General features: G+C 46.3%; 7 protein-coding genes. 6 read left to right on the top strand and 1 reads right to left on the bottom strand.

The window, feature by feature from the left end; all coding sequences use genetic code 11:
• The first annotated feature begins 132 nt into the window (after positions 1–132).
• The 3 genes from Q8J82_RS11345 to Q8J82_RS11335 all read left to right on the top strand — a co-directional run bounded on the left by Q8J82_RS11345 (position 133) and on the right by Q8J82_RS11335 (position 6,885).
• Positions 133–2,844, top strand: a complete 2,712-nt coding sequence (locus tag Q8J82_RS11345; RefSeq protein ID WP_305328332.1) for a PD-(D/E)XK nuclease family protein — start codon at positions 133–135, stop codon at positions 2,842–2,844.
• Positions 2,841–6,206 (top strand): UvrD-helicase domain-containing protein, encoded by a 3,366-nt coding sequence (locus tag Q8J82_RS11340; protein ID WP_305328331.1) that lies wholly within the window; start codon positions 2,841–2,843, stop codon positions 6,204–6,206. Before Q8J82_RS11345 ends, Q8J82_RS11340 begins: the two co-directional genes overlap by 4 nt.
• 103 nt (positions 6,207–6,309) lie before the next feature.
• Complete coding sequence (locus tag Q8J82_RS11335) at positions 6,310–6,885, top strand: YqaA family protein (protein WP_304890784.1); 576 nt, start codon at positions 6,310–6,312, stop codon at positions 6,883–6,885.
• 73 nt (positions 6,886–6,958) lie between these two features.
• Here Q8J82_RS11335 and mfd read toward each other — a convergent pair whose 3' ends face one another.
• Entirely contained in the window at positions 6,959–10,387 is a 3,429-nt protein-coding gene (mfd, locus tag Q8J82_RS11330) for a transcription-repair coupling factor (RefSeq protein ID WP_305252497.1), read from the bottom strand.
• Between the two features lie 176 nt (positions 10,388–10,563).
• Here mfd and cas9 point away from each other — a divergent pair, with 176 nt between their 5' ends.
• From cas9 to cas2, 3 genes are all read left to right on the top strand, one after another.
• Positions 10,564–13,722, top strand: a complete 3,159-nt coding sequence (gene cas9, locus Q8J82_RS11325; protein ID WP_304909615.1) for a type II CRISPR RNA-guided endonuclease Cas9 — start codon at positions 10,564–10,566, stop codon at positions 13,720–13,722.
• On the top strand, positions 13,697–14,629 hold the full coding sequence (gene cas1 / locus Q8J82_RS11320) for a type II CRISPR-associated endonuclease Cas1 (protein ID WP_304909616.1): 933 nt from the start codon (positions 13,697–13,699) through the stop codon (positions 14,627–14,629). Before cas9 ends, cas1 begins: the two co-directional genes overlap by 26 nt.
• Before the next feature lie 109 nt (positions 14,630–14,738).
• Positions 14,739–14,987, top strand: coding sequence for a CRISPR-associated endonuclease Cas2 (gene cas2, locus Q8J82_RS11315; protein ID WP_305328330.1), 249 nt, complete (start codon positions 14,739–14,741; stop codon positions 14,985–14,987).
• Positions 14,988–15,121: the final 134 nt, after the last annotated feature.

Below are 15,121 nucleotides of genomic sequence, written 5' to 3'. Positions count from 1 at the left end.
GAGCAGCCCTTAGGTAGGCTCAGGGTCAACGGCAGGTAATTTGCTAAGAACTTAGTTATACATCTGAGCTAATTAAAAAAGGCCGCTAATGCGGTCTTTTTTAATTATATTTATCTGGTTTTAACGCTATAAATGCCGACTAAACGCTACAATCATGGCATGTCTTTAACCACACATTCCATCATTATTTGCCCATCGGCTCGTCTTGCACGCAGTATTCAAAACGACATAGCGCAACAACATATACAGGCGGGTGAAGCGCAGTGGCTTAGCCCGACAGTGCTCACACTAACGCAATGGTTAGAGGCTGTTATAGAAGCAGAGTTACTGACTAATCAAAATGCTGCGCAAATGCCGCCTTATGCGCTAAGTCCGTTTAATGAGCAATTGCTGTGGGAAGACGTGATTACGCAATCGCTCAAAAAGAATGCGTTTGGTGAGTTGTTTGATGTGTCTGGTTTGGCGAGTGCGGCCATGGAGGCAAACCGTTACATGGTTGCGTGGAATTTGCACATTCCACGTGAACTTGCAGCAGAGGAATCACGCCAGTTTATGCAGTGGCAATGGGCTTTCAGGCAACGTTGTATTCAGTTAAATGCGCTAGAGAATGTGCGTTTTATAGATTGGCAGCTGGATTGCATCGCGCAAAGCACGGCTGCGTTACCTGCTCAAATTGCATTTGCGGGTTTTGACCAAACGGCACCGCAAGAAAAGCGTCTGCGTGAGGTATTGCTGGCACGTGCAGTGCAGGTGGAGGATTACGCTACTATCTGTGTAGAACCCGCGCAAACACAGCATATAAGTTTGGAAAACCAAGAGGCAGAATGTCGCGCTGCGGTGGCATGGGCGCAACACATGCTAGAAGCTAATCCAAACGCGAAACTTGCCATTGTTTCGCCAAGATTAAGTGATATTAGAAATCAATTGGCTGATTTGCTCGATGACGGTTTTTACCCTGCCAGCGTGCGCCCCGGCATGGCGGAGATGCCACGCCATTATAATTTCTCGCTTGGTACGCCGTTAGCCCAGCAACCTATTATTCAGGCAGCATTAAACCTGATTCGTTTATTAAGCGCGTACCAACTACAGCAGGCTGACGTGTCTCATGTTTTGTTATCACCATTTTGGTCAGCCAGTACAAAAGAGGCCGATGCGCGCGCCATGCTTGATGCCAAAATGCGCGAAAAGCTGCCTATGCAATTTACCTTACAACGCTTTATGGAATTTGCAGAGCAGCAGCATGATAATGGTTTGGGAATTTCAGGTTTATTGACACATTTACGTGCGGCCTCTGCCGTTCCAACCAAAAAGGCAATGCCTTCAAATTGGGCGCAAATCTTAACTAACTTGCTTACAGCCCTTAATTGGCCTGGTGAGCGCAATATCAGCAGCCTTGAATATCAAGCCGTTAACGCATGGAAAAAAGCCTTGCAGCAAATGGCTAAATTAGACGTACTCGGCAAAACCCTGTCAATCGCTGAGGCCGCACACTTGATACAGCAGATATGCACTGAACAAGTATTTCAGGCAGAAACCGAGCATGAATCTGCCATACAGATTCTAGGTATTATGGAGGCATTGAGCGCGCCTGTGGATGCTATGTGGTGTATGAATATGAACGACCATATTTGGCCGCCGCCAGCACGACCTAATCCGCTTTTGCCTGCATCTATTCAGCGCGCTGCCGCATTGCCTAATGCAGATAACAGTGTGCAAGCGGCATTCGCCGCGACCATACACCAACGCTTGCTGCACTCTGCAAAACACATTGTTTTTTCCAGTAGCAAAACAGAAGGCGAGAGCCAGCTCCGTGCTTCGCCACTCATGAAAGATGTGGTCATGATTGAAGCTGATATGCCACTCGCGGAAACTTTAGCCGAACAGCTAAGCCACGCCGGTAACGCAGACTTAACCACGATTGATGACCACATCGCACCAGCTGTGCAAGTTGGTGATCACGTTTCAGGCGGTACAGGATTGCTTAAAGCACAAGCCATTTGCCCTGCGTGGGCTTTTTACCAATATCGGCTAGCTGCAAAAGCGCTTAAAACGCCCACCAGCGGTTTAGATAGCATGGAGCGTGGTTCACTAGTACATGATGTATTAGAGCGGTTTTGGCGTAAACGGCACTTTGCAGACTTGCGAGATATGAGTGAAGCTGATTTTTCACAAGCGCTGATTGCAGCCATCCAAAGCACGCTACAAGCTTTTGCTGCCGAGAGTAGCGTTGCCTCGCCTACAGTGTTGGAGCTTGAGCATGAACGACTAAGCAAGCTGATTGGTGACTGGTTGCAATTTGAAAAAACGCGTGGTGTTGCGTTTAACATTGTTGCTTGCGAGGCAGAGAAGCAAGTACAGATTTGCGGCATAGAAGTCACGCTTAAAATTGACAGGATTCACCAACTTGAAAGCGGCGGACTGGTGTTTGTTGACTATAAAACCGGGCAGATTCCAAAAACAAAAAGTTGGGGGGAAGACCGCATCACCGAGCCTCAGTTGCCCATTTACGCAGCTTTTTATGCGGAAGACATCGCGCAGGTTGCAGGCGTTTATTTCGGTATGGTTAAAATTGCAGAGCATGCTTTTTCAGGGGTGGGAGAGGAGAACTTTGAGGCTGAACCGGATAAACGCAAACCTGCTTTCACCAAAGCTTTTATTGATTGGCAGCACCTGCTAATGCACTGGAAAACCAGTATTGAAGAGATTGCCGAAGAGATTAAAGCAGGTGAATCTGCGGTGCGGTTTAACGATGAGAATGAGTTGGCTTATTGCGAGGTGACGCCGTTGTTGCGATTGCCTGAACGTAAGTTGCAGTTTGAGCGGTTTCAAGGGGAGAAGGCATGACGACTCCGCAAGCTTTAAATCTTGAAGCCGATGAAAAAAACCGTTCACGCGCGCTCGAGTTAACTTCATTCATTGTTGAAGCGCCAGCGGGTGCGGGTAAAACCGAGCTGCTTACACAGCGTTATTTGAAGCTGCTACAAACCGTTAACGCGCCAGAAGAAATTATCGCAATCACTTTTACCAATAAGGCGGCGGCAGAAATGCGTTTACGCATTTTGGATAGTTTGATTAGGGCGGATAATGAAGATGTGCCAGAGCAGGCTCATAAACAGATTACTTATGAATTGAGCCTGAAAGCCTTGCAGAAGTCGCAAGAAAATAATTGGCAACTGATTGAAAACCCAGCGCGCCTGCGAATTTTTACCATTGATAGTTTGTGCGCGCACTTAGCCAGGCAAATGCCGCTGATGAGCCGTTTTGGCTCGCAGCCCCGAGTCACTGACGAGGCGAGCGCCCTGTATGGCCAAGCGGCCGAGCAAACGCTAGCTTTGTTAGAAGATGCCACACATTGCGATGTGGTAAAAGACGCGTTGCGCTATGTGGATAATGACGCCAATCAGCTCAAGAATTTGCTGATTGCAATGTTAGAAAAGCGTGACCAATGGCTGCATCATGCGCAACATGAAGTGGATGCCGAACAATTACAAAGCACTTTGCGTTATTTGGTAGAACAGGAGCTTGAAGCCATTGCTTCAGTTTTTAATTCGCGCATTCAATATGAGTTAATGCCGTTAGCAAGATTTGCCGCTAGCCAGTTGCCATGTGAACACCCGATTGCCTTGTTAAGAGATTGGGAGTCCACATTGCCGACGCATGCTGACGCATTGCCAATGTGGCTGGCGGTACGTGAGCTTGTTCTCACCAAAGACGATAAAATCCGTGCCAGAGTTGATAAAAACACCGGTTTTCCGGCAGAATATAAAGATGAGAAAGCCAGCTTTAATGCATTTTTAGCCTCACTAGAGGCAGGTGGTAGTTTTGCGGAGTCTTTAGCTAAAACCAGAACATTACCTGCTGTTTCTACCAATCAGGAAGGCTGGCAAATCATCACCACGCTTTCCAGGCTGCTCAACTTGGCTGTTGCTGAATTGTGGCTGGTGTTTCAGCGTGCAGGTGAGGTTGATTTTGTGGAGATTGCTTATCGTGCCACGCGTGCGTTATCAGATAACTTTGGTGAACCCACCGAGTTGGCATTGAAACTTGATTACCAAATTCAGCATTTGCTGGTTGATGAGTTTCAGGATACCAGCCCAAGCCAGATCAAGCTGTTAGAGCAGCTTACTTTAGGCTGGCAAGTGGGTGATAGTCGCACACTGTTTACCGTGGGTGATCCCATGCAATCGATTTATCGCTTCCGTAAAGCCAATGTCGGGCTGTTTATTGAAGCAGCAAACCATGGTATCGGTGATATAAAACTTGAGAAATTACAGCTTTACCGCAATAACCGCTCATGTCCTGCGGTAGTCGATTGGATTAACCAGACGTTCGCGCCAATTTTTCCGGCAAGTGATGCCGTAACGCAAGGCGCAATTCAGTATCGCCCGTTTATTGCGACTAAGCCTGATGCGATTCAAGCGGGGGTTGAAGTGCATCCTATTGTGAGTTTGGTCGATGAATCATCAGCCCTTGCAAGCCAGCGTGAAGCCGATGCGGTGATCAAAATCATTCAACGCGAGCGCGCAGCAGACCCAAATAAAAAAATTGCGGTGTTGGTGCGGGCTAAAAAGCACTTGGCATCGCTGGTGACAAAGTTGCGTCGAAATCACCCTGAAATCGCTTTTCAGGCGGTTGAGATTGAGGCGTTAGAAGGGCGCCAGATTGTGCAGGATTTGCTCTCGCTCACCCATGCGCTGCATCATAGAGCGGATCGTGTGCATTGGCTTAGTATATTGCGCGCGCCTTGGTGTGGGCTAACCTTGCACGATTTGCATGCGCTGGCGGGGCATAATCAACACGACAGCATCTGGTCGCTGATGCAAAATGATGAAGTCGTGAAAGGCTTATCTGCTGATGGAAAAATGCGTTTGCACCATGTGCGCGAGATATTTGCTGAGGCATTTGAAACACAGGGACGCATGAATGTTAGCCGCTGGGTGCGCGGTGTGTGGCTCATGTTAAACGGCACTGCTTGCCTGTGGGAGCAATCTGACGTCGTTGATGTACAGGCGTTTTTTGCGTGTTTAGATAATTTAGACCGTAGCAATCAGTTTTCACCCGAGCGTATGCAAACCGAAATCACCAAACTGTTTGCCGCACCAGAAACCCAGGGTGAAAGTTTGCAAATGATGACGATACATAAATCTAAAGGGCTGGAATTTGATACCGTCATTTTGCCAGGGTTGGGCGCAAGCATAGGCGGTAATCATGGTGATAAGCCGATTGTATTGTGGGAAGAGGTCCTTGTTAATCCACATCATGACCATGCCCAATATGAGTTGCTGGCGGCGCCATTTATACCCAAAGGTTTGCGTGATAAAGATAAAGTCAGCGCTTATGACTATTTAGAATCGCGCGAAAGCGCACGCGATGCAAATGAAGACGCAAGGGTGCTGTACGTAGCCGCCACCCGCGCAGAGCGCCAACTGCATCTGGTGGGCATTGCTAATAAAAACGCAAAAGGTGAAGTTTCCCCAACCAAAAACACTTATTTAGATTTACTATGGCCTGCGGTAGCAACGGTGTATGAATCAGCAGAACCGCCTCAACAACAAGTAGATACAGAAGATACCATTGCCAACTTTACGCCACGTTTGGTGCGCTTAAAGCAGCTACAAGTCCCTGCGGTTTTACAAACGAAACATTCCATAGCAGCCACTTCACAAAACAACTTTGCCGCTCAGCCCAGCCTTGTTCAGAGCCTGGAAGCTGATATTGGCACTTTGGCTCATCGGTATATGGAAATGATAGCACAGCAAGGTTTAGCAGCCTGGTCGGCAGCACGTATTGCGACACTTAACCCTGCCATGCAGCATTGGCTGCGTCAACAAGGGCATGCTGAAAAAATTGCCATGGAAGCAGGCCAGCGAGTGCAAAATTTGCTTGAAGTTACCTTGCAAAGTGAAGATGGTCAGTGGTTACTTAAAGCACGCGGTGAGGCAGAGCTAGGCATCACATCCATGCACAATGGCGAAGTTAAAAACTATATTGTTGACCGTACTTTTATTGAAAATGATGTGAGATGGATTGTTGACTATAAGACGATTGCTTTAACAGCAGATGCCTCAAACGCCACATTAAAAATTGCTGCAGAAAATTATCGGGAGCAACTAAAAAACTATGCGATATTGTTTGCAGATGAAAGTAAACAGGTAAAATGCGCTGTGTTTTTTATGGCGATAAGTAAGTTAGTTTTATTGGATTGATATAACCCAGGTTAGGCTGTTTGAATCCATGGGTCATCTGGGGCTATGTGTTATCTAGGAAGGCCCTTAGTTGATAGGAATACTTTAAAAGGTTAAATAATAAATGAAAATATTCTCACTGATGTATCAGCGTGCCATGGTATGGGCAAGGTTACCAAATGCACCATGGTATTTGAGCGCGCTTAGTTTTGCTGAGTCGTCATTCTTCCCGATTCCGCCTGATGTGATGTTAGCCCCCATGAGTTTAGCCAAACCTGAACGCGCCTGGCGATTTGCTTTGATTACCACTGTGGCTTCAGTGCTGGGCGGTTTGTTGGGCTATTTCATTGGTGCAACATTATTTGATATCATTCAACCACACCTTAAAGCCAGCCATTATTGGGATGCTTACCAAACCGCAGTGGTTTGGTTTGAAAAATGGGGTTTTTGGGCGATATTTGTTGCAGGCTTTTCGCCGATTCCTTACAAAGTCTTTACCATAGCCGCTGGTTCGCTTTCAATGGCATTACTGCCGTTCACTATTGCATCAGTCATCGGGCGAGGCATGCGCTTTTATATGGTGGCAGGCTTAATGAAATGGGGTGGGGCAAAAATGGAACAATCATTGCATCAGTACGTGGACCGCATTGGCTGGATAACGGTAGGTTTGGTTGCTATTGCGGTGTTGGTATTTCGATAAGTTATGCTGATTTACTCACCCCCGTCATTTCAGAGCAGACCGGCATGACGAAACTGGTGAAATCAGCATTTTCCTAAATAAACTCTTTCAATAAAGTTTTTACAAAGTCAGTTCGCAGGTTAATTGCTTCCAAGCCCACACTTACTCTCAGCTTATCCGGACCATTCATTCGGCAGCGTCTGTCGCGCTGAAGCAGGTTAATTAGTTTAAGCGGGTCAATATCTGCTTTCGGGTTAAACTGCAGTTGAATCGCATCAGCACTGGCGTCAATTTTAATGATGCCTATTGCTTTGGCTGCTATGCGCAGCCTATGGCATGCGATGAGTGCTTCGCCTTGTTCCGGCAATAATCCAAAGCGGTCTATCAGTTCTTCTTGCAAGCCGTCCAGTTCGTCATCATCGTTACAGTTGGCTAAACGTTTATAAATGACTAAACGTTCATGTACATCAGGACAATACTTATTGGTGAGCAGGGCGGGTGTATGCAGGTTAATTTCTGTAGTAACGCCAAGCGGTGCGTTTAAATCTGGCTCCTTACCTGCTTTGAGTTGTTTAACTGCATGGTTCAACATGTCTGAATATAAATGAAAGCCAATTTCCTGCATCTCGCCACTTTGTGAGTCACCTAACAATTCACCTGCACCCCGAATTTCCAGATCGTGCATGGCAAGGTGGAAACCCGCGCCCAGGTCTTCCATGAGTTGAATCGCATCTAAGCGTTTTTGCGCCTGCACGGTAATTTTTCGGTCAGGGTCGGTAAGTAAATATGCATACGCTTGGTGATGTGATCGACCAACACGGCCACGTAGCTGGTGCATTTGTGCCAGCCCAAACATATCTGCTTTGTTCAAAATAATGGTGTTGGCAGTAGGTACATCAATGCCAGTTTCAATAATCGTAGTACACAGCAGCAGGTTATAACGTTGGTTGTAGAAGTCGCGCATCACGTGTTCCAGCTCGCGCTCTCGTAACTGCCCGTGAGCGACTGCAATGCGTGCATCAGGCAATATGCGCTCTAATTTCTCACGCATGGAATGAATGGTATCAACTTCATTATGCAGAAAATACACCTGACCGCCGCGCTTGAATTCACGCATGGCAGCCTCGCGAATGATGCCTTCAGAATAATCGGTATGGAAGGTTTTAATGCTTAAGCGTTTTTGTGGCGGGGTGGTGATGATAGAGAACTCGCGTAAACCTTCCATCGCCATACTGAGCGTGCGTGGAATCGGTGTGGCGGTGAGTGTGAGCACATCAACCTCGGCGCGTAAAGCTTTGAGTTGCTCTTTTTGACGCACACCAAAACGGTGTTCTTCATCTAATACCACTAAGCCCAGATTTTTGAATTTAACGTCTTTTTGAATGAGGCGGTGTGTACCGATAATGATGTCAATTTGCCCTGCTTCTAATCCAGCCAGCGCTTCTTTTTGTTCTTTTGCGGTTCTAAAGCGTGATATTTCTGCAATCTTGATTGGCCATTCAGCAAAGCGATCTTTAAAGTTATTAAAGTGTTGTTCAGCCAATAATGTTGTAGGCACTAGAACCGCCACTTGCCTACCGCCCATCACCGCGACAAAAGCAGCGCGCAGAGCAACTTCGGTTTTACCAAAACCTACATCGCCACACACTAGTCTGTCCATCGGGCGCCCGGACTGCATGTCTTTGATGACGTTTTCAATCGCTTCTAGTTGGTCTGGCGTTTCTTCAAACGGAAAACCTTCGCAGAACGATTCATAATCGTGCAAGCTAAGCGTAAACGCATGACCGCGCCGTGAAGCGCGCTGCGCATATAAATTGAGGAGTTCTGCCGCTGTATCACGGATTTGTTTAAGGGCTTTCTTCTTGGCTTTTTCCCAGTTGCCACTACCTAAGCGGTGTAACGGTGCAGATTCTGGCGGTCCGCCAGAATAACGTGAAATTAGGAACAACTGCGAGACTGGTACATAAAGCTTATCTTCGCCAAAATATTCCAGCAGTAAAAGCTCCGTTTCACCTTCGCCAAAGTCTAAATTCACCAACCCTTTGTAACGGCCAACACCGTGCTGCTCATGCACTACCGGGTCGTCTATACGCAGTTCGGATAAGTCTTTGAGCATGCCTTCAGTGCTGCGCGCTTTTTCCTTTTCGCGTCTACGCTGTTGGCGTACAGTAGCAGCGTATAGCTCTGCTTCGGTAATGACGGCAATCGATTTGCTAGTTGCAGTGTTCTCTAAACAAAATCCATGATGTAGTGGCGAAACACCCAGCATGAACTTTTCTTTTGAGTCTTTGAATTCTGCCCAGGTTTCTATCACGGCAGGCTGCAAACTATGCTCGGCAAATAGTTGTGAGATGGTTTCTCGACGCCCAAGGCTTTCAGCAGCGACTAAAATACGCCCTGCGAAATCTGAAATGTAGCTTTGAAGTTTATGCAATGGCTGTTCAGCACGGCGTTCAATGTCTAGCGCAGGTAAACCAGTTGACTTGTTATTAGTCGTCAACAAAATGCGTGTAAACGCATGAGTGGCGCTAAAAAAGTCTTCTGTTTTAATCAGTAATTTTTCGGGGGTTAATAAAGGTCGTTCAGCATCATGTGCCAGCGTACGATAGCGTGATTGCGCCTCACGCCAAAATTGCTGCGCACTGTGGTCAAGGTCGCCATGTAGGCAAAGCAAACCATCTGCTGGCAGATAATCTAAAAATGTTGCGGTTTGTTCAAAAAATAACGGTAAATACCACTCAATGCCGCCAGAAGCCACACCCTTACTGACATCTTTATAAATCTTAGCGCGCTGCGGGTCGCCTTCAAAAGCTTCTCTAAACTGCCCTCGGAAGAGTGTAATACCAGTTTCATCTAACGGAAACTCACGCGCAGGCAACAAGCGAATTTCAGGTACAGGGTACAAGCTGCGCTGCGTATCTACATCAAACGTGCGGATGGTTTCAATTTCGTTATCAAATAAATCAATGCGGTAGGGCAGCGCAGAACCCATTGGAAATAAATCCACCAGCCCGCCGCGCACGCTAAACTCACCGTGAGAAATCACTTGTGTGACATGGTGATAACCTGCTTCCGCACACTGACGCCGCAATGCTTCGGTATCCAGCGTTTGGCCTTTTTTAAGCATAAAGGTGTTTGCACTCAAAAAGGCTTTTGGACTCAAGCGAATCAGCGCTGTAGATAGCGGCACAATAATTACATCACAAGCATTTTGCGCAATGTGATAAAGCGTAGTCAGGCGGTCTGAAATTAAATCAGGGTGCGGCGAAAACTGGTCATAAGGCAGTGTTTCCCAATCGGGTAACAAATGCACACTTAAGCTCGGGGCAAAGTAGGGGATTTCTTCTAACAGGCGCTGTGCATCAAACGCGTTAGCTGTGATTATGATTAATGGTTTAGCTGGGCTGGAGTTTTTGAGTTTAAGCGCTAAATCAGCCAGCGCAAGGCCATCTTCACCATCGCTAAAAAGCTCAGCACGAGAAGATTGACCTGATTTTGGAACTTGCAGTGAAGTCTGCGACATGAGTTAGATTTAGTAATTTGTTGACTGATATTGAGTTTTTTTGGAGGATACCCCCAAAAATTTTCATTCTTGGGGGATACCTTACGACATTTAAGTCTTATTATAGCAACGTGCCCCATTCCGAAGGATTACGTTGAAAGAATGATAGCACTAAATAATACTAAAAAGGGAGTTCTATGGCACTTGTTTTTGGTTTAGATATTGGCGTTGCATCTATTGGTTGGGCGGCGATTGATGACACGCAAGAAATAACACCGTTAATTGGTTTAGGGTCGCGCATTTTTGTGGCGGCTGAAGTGCCAAAAACAGGAGAGTCGCTAGCAAAACCAAGAAGGGAGGCGCGAGGAATGCGCCGCCGCATTCGCCGCAGAGCGCATCGTATGGCGCGTATTCGACGATTATTTTATCGCGTAGGCTTAATCAATGATGTTGTGCCAGAAGTCTTATCTGAGATTACTGCGGATGACTTAACGCCTTGGTTGCTACGTGCTGACGGGTTAGAACGCAAACTAAACCAACGTGATTGGGCACGTGTGTTATTGCATATTGCCAAACACCGTGGTTTTAAATCTAACCGTAAAAGTGAAGCTGGCGATAAAGAAGGCGGCAAATTATTACAAGGCGTAACGGGCAATGCTAAGCTTTTGCATGAAAAAAATTACCGCACCATTGGTGAAATGGTGTGGAAAGATGAAAAATTTGCGCAACATAAGCGCAATAAAGGCGGAGATTACAGCCACACCGTAGCACGTGATGATTTACTGCTTGAAATTAAAGCTTTGTTTGAAGCGCAGCGTGGTCTTGGCAATGCTTTTGCAAGCACTGGTTTTGAGGAAGATTACACCAATATTTTCGCCTCGCAACGACCTGTAGATGATGGCGAAATTGCAGATATGGTGGGCTTTTGCACGTTTGAGCCTGATGAAAAACGTGCAGCAAAAGCTACTTATAGCGCAGAGCGTTTTGTATTGCTTTCACGCTTAAATAACTTGATGTTGATTGAAGCAGGTGAACGCCGCGCATTAGATGCAGCGCAACGCAAAACCATTGAAACGATGGCGTATAAATTAACCAAAGTTAAGTATAGTCAAATTCGTACAGCTTTAGATTTATCTGCATCAGTTCGTTTTAACTTAGTGCAATATAAAAGCGGTGAAATTGATAAATCTGAAGACGCGGCTTTTGCAGAACTTAAAGCTTACCACCAGTTGCGTGGTGTAGTAACTAAGGCTTGTGGTGAGCTTGCGTGGGGCAACCTTACCAGCCAGCCCGATAAGCTAGATGCCATTGCCACTGCACTTACTTGGTACAAAAGCGATGACAAAATTCGTGAAATGCTCGCACCTGAGCAACTAGAACCAGCCTTGCTAGAGTCGGTGTTAGCGTTGTCATTTGATAAAGCCGTGGCATTGTCACTCAAAGCCTTACGCAATATCAACCCCTTTTTAGCGCAAGGGCTACGTTATGACGAAGCTTGCACGGCGGCAGGCTATGACCACTCCGCGCCCACCGAAGCACAACCACAGCAATTTTTGCCTTACATTCCAACCGATGAAGTACGTAACCCCGTGGTGTTACGTGCGCTTACCCAAGCCCGCAAGGTAATAAATGCCATGATTCGCCGTTATGGCAGCCCTACGCAGATTAACATTGAGCTATCGCGTGAGTTATCGCAACCTTATAGCGAGCGCAAAGACATTGAAGGTAAACAAAAAGAGTTTCAGGCGGAAAAAGAGCGCACAGTTAAGCAGTTTAACGGCACTTTTGGGCGTGACCCACGCGGTGATGAGTTTACAAAATTCAGGTTATGGCGTGAATATAATTACTGTGCTTATAGTGGTGTGTATTTAGAGCCAGCGCGTTTGTTAGAAGAAGGCTACGCCGAAATTGACCATATTCTGCCGTACAGCCGCAGTATGGATGACAGCTTAAAAAACAAAGTGTTATGCACCAGCAAAGCCAACCGCGATAAAGGCAACAAAACACCTTATGAGTATTTAAATGGCGCGTTCGCCAGCCAGCAATGGCATGACTACAAGGTACGCATTGAAACGCACAACGCCTTTAGGCAATCCAAGCGCAACCGCTTATTACGGGTAGATTTTGACGAAAAAGCCGAACAGGAATTTAGAGAGCGTAATTTAAATGACACGCGTTATATCTCGCGCTTTTTGCAGGAGTTTTTAAAGCTTAATCTGCAATTTGCACCCAGTGAAAACAAAATCAAAGTGCAAACCCGCAATGGCGCAGTCACTTCGTTTTTACGCGCCCATTGGGGTTTACATAAAGTGCGTGCCGATGGTGATTTGCACCATGCGCTTGATGCCGCCGTAGTGGCTTGTACCACACAAGGCTTTGTTAAACGAGTATCAGATTATTCACGTAAAAAAGAGCTTTGGGCGAGTGATAAAAAATCTGGCGATTACTCTCGAAACCTAGAAATTATTGATACCGATACGGGCGAAATTACTGCCACTAATTATCAGAAAAAAGAAGGGCGAGATTTTCCGCTCCCTTGGGATAGTTTTAGGGCAGATGTTAAAGATGCGTTGACTGAAATTTTTGTCTCGCGTGCGCCTACACGCAAGGCGACAGGTGGCGTGCATGATGCCAACATTCGCTCCACTAAGCGCATGAGTAAAGAAAACCCAATTACGACCAGCAAAACGAAATTGCAAGCATTAACGCTGGCAAGCTTAGAAAACATTCCTGAAAAAGAAACGCGCAACGCTAATTTATACCAAGCGTTGAAAAAGCGAATAGAAACAGGTGGCAAAGAGCCATTTGCCAAGCCATTTTATTTAGGCAAAAACGGGGAAGAAAGTGACGATGCTTTTGGCCGTTTAATTAAAGGTGTTAAGCTTGAGCGCACCACCAAAACTGGCGTACTCGTGCGTGGGGGCTTGGCAGATAACGGCGAAATGTTACGTGTGGATGTATTCACCAAAGCAGGCAAGTTTTACCTAGTGCCCATTTATTTGGCTGACCGCGTCAGTGGCGTGCTGCCGAATAAAGCGATTAAGCAAGCAACGCTAGAGCAAGATTGGCCTGAAATGGATGCAACATACCAATTTTCCTTTAGCCTTTGTAATAATGATTTGATTTTGATTGCTGATAAAAAAGGTGAAAAAGGCTCATTTATCCGAGGTTATTACAAAGGTACAGATAGAGCTAACGGCAATATTTCCATTGAGGCGCATGATAGGTCATGGGCTAGAACTGGTGTAGGAGTTCAAAATATCGGCATTTTCAAAAAACTTCAAGTGGATGTGCTGGGCGAAGTGTTTGAAGTTAAACAGGAGCCACGCCATGGCTTGGCAGAATCTTCTGATTAGCCGCCCTGCGCGGCTCTCGCTTAAAAACCGCCAGTTGCGTTGCGAGCAAGACACTGGCGAGGTGAATTTGGCGCTAGAAGACATTGCCAGCATCGTGTTGGAATCGCCGCAAATTACGCTCACCAGTGCCTTGATTTCTGCCTGTGCCGATGAAAATATCGCCATTATCACCTGCGATGAAACGCACACGCCTAACGGCTTATTCACCAGCTTTTTACCGCACAGCCGTCAAGCAGGCATGTTGCGTGCGCAAGTAGCATGGTCTAAACCATTTACCAAGCGATTATGGCAGTTGGTTATTAAGCAAAAAATTAACAATCAAGCCGCCACTTTAAAACTATGTGGTAAAGAACACGCCCGTTTAACGAAATTAGCCACTGAGGTGGATAGTGGCGATAGCCAAAATTGTGAAGCACAAGCCGCACGGCTGTATTTTAATGTGCTGTTTGATGGCGTAAACCACGATGCGTTTAAGCGGCATGGTGAAGATTTACCCAACGCAGCACTCAATTATGGCTACGCTATTATACGCGCCGCCATTGCGCGTGAATTAGTGCAGTTTGGCTTTATACCAGCCCTTGGCATCCACCATTGCAGTGAACTTAACGCCTTTAACTTGGCGGATGATTTAATTGAGCCGTTTCGCCCGTTTGTAGATGCTTATGTAAGCTTAAATAACATTGGCCTACATGGGCAAAGTGAGGAAGCAAAATTAACCTTGCCAGAACGTGCCAGCCTAGTACAAAGCCTGCAATTGGCCTGCATGGCGGCAGGTGAAAAACATACTTTATTACACACTATTCATTTGTTAGTTAAAAGCTTAAGCACGGCAACAGAGTTGGCTAAACCAGATAAATTGTTGCTACCAACCATGCCAAAAGTATTTGGTATTAAGCTAATGAGTTGAGCGGTAAGTTTTTTGTAGGAGCGGTCTGTGACCGCGAAAGCGAGGGTTCGCGGTCACAGACCGCTCCTACAAAATAGAAGTGCTACATCTTTAGCTGGGATATTAAACCATGAAAAACGGGCAACCATTTATGCGCATCGTACTGTTTTTTGATTTGCCCGTCACCACTAAGGAGGCGCGTCGCCATTACACGCGTTTTCATGCTTTTTTACTGCGCGATGGTTACGATATGTTGCAATTTTCAGTGTATAGCCGCTTATGTAACGGCATGGATCAATCACAAAAACATTTGGTGCGCATAGGGCAACATTTACCGCCAGAAGGCAGTATTCGCACCTTATGTTTAACCGATTATTGAGCGACAATTATCTTGTCTGGTCTAGCGACAATTAACTTGTCTAGTTGATCTGATAGAGTTCTGCACAGCAAACCATAAGGAGGCGCTGTGTCAGGTAATCACATTTCAGATAAACAGGTTAATTTATATATGAC

The sequence above is a fragment of the Methylotenera sp. genome (assembly GCF_030684185.1).
Taxonomy (GTDB): domain Bacteria; phylum Pseudomonadota; class Gammaproteobacteria; order Burkholderiales; family Methylophilaceae; genus Methylotenera.
The sequence above is the reverse complement of the archived record's forward strand: the minus strand, read 5'-3'. Positions and strand labels throughout refer to the sequence as shown.

What these genes read in the sequence shown, in the direction of transcription:
- Q8J82_RS11345 (WP_305328332.1), top strand. Translation starts at nt 133, where the DNA reads ATGCCGACTAAACGCTACAATCATGGCATGTCTTTAACCACACATTCC.
- Q8J82_RS11340 (WP_305328331.1), top strand. Translation starts at nt 2,841, where the DNA reads ATGACGACTCCGCAAGCTTTAAATCTTGAAGCCGATGAAAAAAACCGT.
- Q8J82_RS11335 (WP_304890784.1), top strand. Translation starts at nt 6,310, where the DNA reads ATGAAAATATTCTCACTGATGTATCAGCGTGCCATGGTATGGGCAAGG.
- mfd (WP_305252497.1), bottom strand. Translation starts at nt 10,387, where the DNA reads ATGTCGCAGACTTCACTGCAAGTTCCAAAATCAGGTCAATCTTCTCGT.
- cas9 (WP_304909615.1), top strand. Translation starts at nt 10,564, where the DNA reads ATGGCACTTGTTTTTGGTTTAGATATTGGCGTTGCATCTATTGGTTGG.
- cas1 (WP_304909616.1), top strand. Translation starts at nt 13,697, where the DNA reads ATGGCTTGGCAGAATCTTCTGATTAGCCGCCCTGCGCGGCTCTCGCTT.
- cas2 (WP_305328330.1), top strand. Translation starts at nt 14,739, where the DNA reads ATGAAAAACGGGCAACCATTTATGCGCATCGTACTGTTTTTTGATTTG.